Source organism: Pseudomonadota bacterium (assembly GCA_018817425.1).
Taxonomy (GTDB): Bacteria; Desulfobacterota; Desulfobacteria; order Desulfobacterales; family RPRI01; genus RPRI01.
Genome location: JAHITX010000019.1, coordinates 1 through 5,288 on the forward strand (window position 1 = coordinate 1; position 5,288 = coordinate 5,288).

Below are 5,288 nucleotides of genomic sequence, written 5' to 3' on the forward strand. Positions count from 1 at the left end.
AGCCAGTTTCAAAACGCCCCATTTTGGCCGATCTCTGCGTTGGGCTCAAATTTCAATCCTCGAAATACTCGATGTATTCCTGTGGTTGAAATTTTCTCCCGCCTTGAGCTTGACCAAACTGAAACGTTTTGAAAGTGGCTCTCAAGTATCAATTCATATGCTATTAACGATAATGTGACTGTAACACCACTTACCCTAAACGGCCAAAAGGGATGCCAAGCTTTCGCATTTTTGCCCGGAGAGTTGAAGGATTTAATTTCAGAAGTTTTGCAGCACCTTTTTCCCCGCCCACACGTCCGCCGGACATCTCAAGAGCCTTTATAATCATTTGTGAGGTTGCTTGCTCAAAACTAAGAGCGTTTCCCGCATCTGTTGCGGGGATCATGATATTTGAGTGAGGTATGGTATAATCCGAATTATCAAAGACAAGCGGTTTTTCCCTGTTTAAGATAAGTGCGCGTTCCACGGAGTTCTGCAGTTCCCTGACATTACCCGGCCATTCGTATTGCATCAGTTTGTCTATAGCTCCTGGGGCTAAGGATGGAATTTCCATAAATCCCAGCTCTCTGGTCTTTTTCATTATAAAATATTGCACCAGGGCGGGAATATCAGCGCGTCGGTCACGTAGCGGCGGAATCACAATGGGAAAAACCCGGAGGCGGAAATATAGGTCCTCACGGAACTTCCCCTCCGCCAGCATGGCCTCCAGATTACGGTGAGTAGCGGCAATGACACGAATATCAACCTTGATGGTTTCTGTCCCGCCAACCCGTTCAAATTCCTTTTCCTGTATTACTCGTAAAAGCCTGATCTGTGCCCCCGGTGTTAACTCGCCGATCTCATCGAGAAAGATAGTGCCCCCCTGGGCGCGTTCAAATCGGCCGCGTTTCTGAAAAAAAGCGCCTGTAAATGCGCCCTTCTCATGGCCGAAAAGCTCACTATCCATAAGGGATTCCGGAATAGCGCCACAGTTTACCTTGATAAATGGACCGTTTCTACGCGGTGACAGATTATGAATAGCCGTGGCTATAAGCTCTTTTCCGGTTCCCGTTTCTCCCAGCAACAGGACAGGGCTAGCCAGGGGAGCAACCCGGCCGACCATTTCCATTACCTGCTTCAAGCCGAATTGAGAACCCACAATTTCTTCACCCGTTTGTTGCCGCAATTCTTCCTGCAAATACCGGTTGTCATCTGTCAGAATCTCCTTGAGTCGCAGAACCTCCCTATAACGCAGGTAATTACTGAGGGAGATGGCAAAGGGTTCGTGTAAAAGCGAAAATAGCCGGGCATGCTTCTCGAAGTACTTTTCTTCTCCATTATTACCAATAAGTATACCACCAAAAAAATCCCATTCCGGCTTTGTTCCGATCGCCATAAAGGCAGCATCGGGATCACCTATAATTTCCGATAAATATCCCATAATCGGATGATCGCAAATTCGATCGGCCACAAATACTTTCGGTCTTATCTGAGGATTTATCTTCATTTCCTCGATAAGTTGTTTCGTATTTGTTGGGGCAATCGTTTTGACAGAGCTAATTTCTCCCCCACTTAAATCCGCCTTGGCTATGATTTCACCAATTCCTGTCACTGTATCATAAACAACGATGAGCATTATATCTGCTGGGATATAGTCACGGATGTACATAAAACAATCCCAAAGCGCTCTCTCAATCTCAAGGCTACCGCAAATCCTCAGCGTTGCTTCCCGGAAAAAATAATTTTCGTTTATCGGCATTAATAGCTCCTGTTAAATATAATTTGTCTTATTTAACACGTTAGCGCAACAGATGTCAAATATAACATGCAATAGTATCAAATATAACACAATAAACATTAAATCAGATATTAATAGCGGCCGTGTCTGTTTAAATATTTGTAGTTATTAGCATAAATTTTTTGGCATGATTTATGCTAAATTTAGCGAATCAACAATATTAAACTAAAGTGATCGAGACAAATTAGTTCATCCCATTTTTCAATGTAGTGCAAGCATATCAATTCCACACTCTGTAAAAAGTTAAAAAACGGCATGCACATTCACGTATGCCTGCATATAAATATAAATTTACAAAAAGAAGTTTGAAATACAAAAGGAGCCGCAGGGGTAAAGAAAGTTTGGGGCCTTCGGTGGCATACGGGTAATTCAATGCATTATTGCATGCCTGGATACTTTGATGGCAATTTTTTCTTACCTGATTGTTACAGCATTTCTATTAAAGTTACCTATTTTGAGTGTGGCAGAATCGTCATGTTCCTGCTGTCTTAGGCCATCGGTTATGTATTACTGTAATAGAGCCGTTTCATGCTTAAGGAAATATAAACGATAACGAAGAAAAATGAGACTAAAGGAGTAAAAATGGAAATGAAACAATTTAGATATTTAAGATGCTTAAAATGGTATTTATTTTTCATTCCTCTTTTTTATTGTGGTCTTGTACAGGCTGAAGAAATAGCTGATTACGGGAACCTCTTTCCACTGCAAGTTGATCAAATAGCACCTGACTTCATACAAAAGTACCAGCTGATCTGGACATCAGTAATTCTATTGGTTGTTATCGCTTATGCGGTATATAGATTAATACGCCATAAGGATTCTATACTTCTTTCTACAATGGGTGCCGGGATGATAGCTTTTTTTAATGAGGGAAACCTTGAAGTCCTTGTTCATGTCACACAGCCGGCTAATGCAATGTTGCCGGTATTTTGGAACTATGGAATGCCTATGGGGCTGGGGCTAGGTATCGGCTATGTTGCAATATTTCCGGTCGTTTCTTACATTGCCTACCGTTATCTGAAAAAAGGATTGAATACCAAGGGATTTATCATTCTATGGGCAGCGATTGCACTGAGTAACATGGCGATGGAGGTTCCTGGCATCGCAATGGGGGAGCAATACGTGTATCAACCGCCCCAAATGCTCACAATCATGGGTTTCCCGCTGTATAATGTCTGGATCAATGCAACTTCATGGCTCTTTGGTGGTGTTCTAATGTACTTTTTTGTACCAGTGCTTACGGGCTGGAAGCGGCCACTCATTTCTCTGTTACCTTTCTTTGCATTTGCTGCCGGGTGGGGCATAATGGATGTTCCGATAGTTTGTGCACTTAACATCGCCGGGATGCCAGCCTGGGGTCAGTGGACGCTGTGGTTTATCTCTCTCGGACTAAGCATCCTCATACTTATCACTCTACATAATATAGTTGCTATAACTTCCAAGTCGAGATGGAAATTACCGTGGGCGACATCGGATTCTGAAGTAGCGACGTAAAGCTTACATATCTGCGCAAGCACAGGCCCGTTGACCTGAGATACTTAGTTCTTATGGGTATCCACAAATGCCATGTGATAAATGCAATTCGAAGTATTCTTTGCTGATAATTATTCTGTGTTTTAACTAATGTATTATATATCTCAATAACAAGAGAAGTGGTTGGCATTCTACTTTTACCGAAAGGAGGGCTATTTATAAGACCAAAAAAAGCATAGGGAGTAAGGGGGGGGGGTAATATTTGTAAGCTTGTTATTTTAAACATTACTTACAGAAAAGGAGGGCAATTTAAATGCCTAGGAAAAGAAGATTTTTATATTTTATTGCAATAGCGTCCATTTTACTGATGTTTTCTGCAGAGGTTATGGCGGAAACTAGCTTTCATGGTTATTTCGAATCTAACTTTGTTCTGCGTGATACAACAGGAATCCAAAACGGTTTTTTCGAAGAAGCAGAAGGGGTTCAGCAGAGAAATACCTTGAAATTCGATGTTGACGTTTATCCTGATATGGCTGCGGGACCTTTCTCAGTCTCTAAAGTTCATTTGACCTTTCGCGGTGCTTATGACTCTATATACGATTTACGGGCTAATGAATATGGTGACGTCCGTGACGATATGGGGCTGTCGCGCTTTGACTACGGCAAGAGAGATGTCAAATTTGAGCAGGATTTACGTGAGGCTTTTGTTGACCTTGTATATAGCGGGTCTTTGGGCAGTGCTTTCTTCAGGCCGGGGAGGCAGCTTGTATCCTGGGGCGAGACCGGATCCCTCACCACTATCATAGATGTTATTAATCCCAAGGATCAATCCTATCAGTTGTTTTTTCAAAATCCTGATGATGTAAAAATACCTTTATGGATGACTAGGTTGAATTACAGTCTTCCCGCTATGAAGGGTTTAGCTGTTAATTTTGATTTTCTTTGGATTCCCGATATCCGCCCGGCACAATTCGGGCCTCTTGACAGTGTTGCCGGTCAACCGTCTGCTGGCATGAACGCGCCTTATGTTAAAATATTACCTTATACCGCAATGAGAGGAAGGAATGTTCAACAACATGTGCCGACGAATGAAAGTGAATACGGTGCAAAGGTTACTGCGGACATTGGTGAGAGGCTAAGTCTTTCATTGGCTTATTTCCGGGACATAAATAATGATGCCGGCTTAGTGTATAACCCTGCCGACACAACAATGTATGGTACCCACAATGTACAGCATGTTTACGGCATGTATTTCAGTTATAATATTACGGATATTGACCTTGTTATAAGAGGTGAGATTGGCCGTCACACAGGTGATGTACTTAGTAGGCGCAATGGCGTTTCACCAAGCCCAATAATAGCCGGAGGTCTCGATACCTTTGTTCTCAAGCCAGTTACCCGGTGGACATTGATGCTTGACAAGAAGATTAAGATACCATTTATCACCGATCATGAGAGGACAAGTTTCGGATTTGAGTGGGTACACGAAAAGATCAATGAATGGGATAATGTTACTTTAGACAGATCCGGTGCTTTAAAATCGGGTAGTAGTATGAAGGATTTAGATATCTTCGGTTTTACCATGATGTGGAGTTGGTATCAAGGCAGGATTGGTCCGTATATTCAAATTGCATGCAACCCAGGACGGCCCGGTGCAGGAGGGGCATCCTGGATGATTCATCCAACTGTAAACTATCAGATAAGCAGCAATCTTTATGCTAACATAGGCCTTCACGCTTTTTTGGGAGACAAAACAGCCAAGACCAGCTTTGCCGGACTTGTTCCTACAAGCGAGTTAACCATGAAACTGGGTTACAACTGGTAATGATGAAGAAAAGGAAAAACATACAGCAAGTTCTTCTATAATAGGAAAGCTATAAAGGAGGAAAAAGTGAGAAAAAAAACAATAAGTTGCATAAAGTATTTCATATTGCCGTTGTTTCTGGCATTGATAATGTTTTTAGGTGGCGTTTCTATGTCTGCTGCCGAAGAACTCGCTAAGGTAATCGACAAGAGCAACTGCGCCCAATATAAAGAC

The 5,288-nt window shown here is 42.3% G+C and carries 3 protein-coding genes; 2 read left to right on the top strand and 1 reads right to left on the bottom strand.

Features of this window, described 5'->3' with window-relative positions; translation table 11 throughout:
- Nucleotides 1-190 precede the first annotated feature (190 nt).
- Nucleotides 191-1,738: a sigma 54-interacting transcriptional regulator gene (locus tag KKC46_04365; GenBank protein ID MBU1053049.1), complete on the bottom strand. Its 1,548-nt coding sequence runs from the start codon at nucleotides 1,736-1,738 to the stop codon at nucleotides 191-193.
- Between the two features lie 621 nt (nucleotides 1,739-2,359).
- On the opposite strand from KKC46_04365, the gene KKC46_04370 reads away from it, so the two are divergent.
- Nucleotides 2,360-3,271 (top strand): hypothetical protein, encoded by a 912-nt coding sequence (locus KKC46_04370; GenBank protein MBU1053050.1) that lies wholly within the window; start codon nucleotides 2,360-2,362, stop codon nucleotides 3,269-3,271.
- A gap of 292 nt (nucleotides 3,272-3,563) precedes the next feature.
- Entirely contained in the window at nucleotides 3,564-5,075 is a 1,512-nt protein-coding gene (locus tag KKC46_04375; GenBank protein MBU1053051.1) for a hypothetical protein, read from the top strand.
- Nucleotides 5,076-5,288 lie beyond the last annotated feature (213 nt).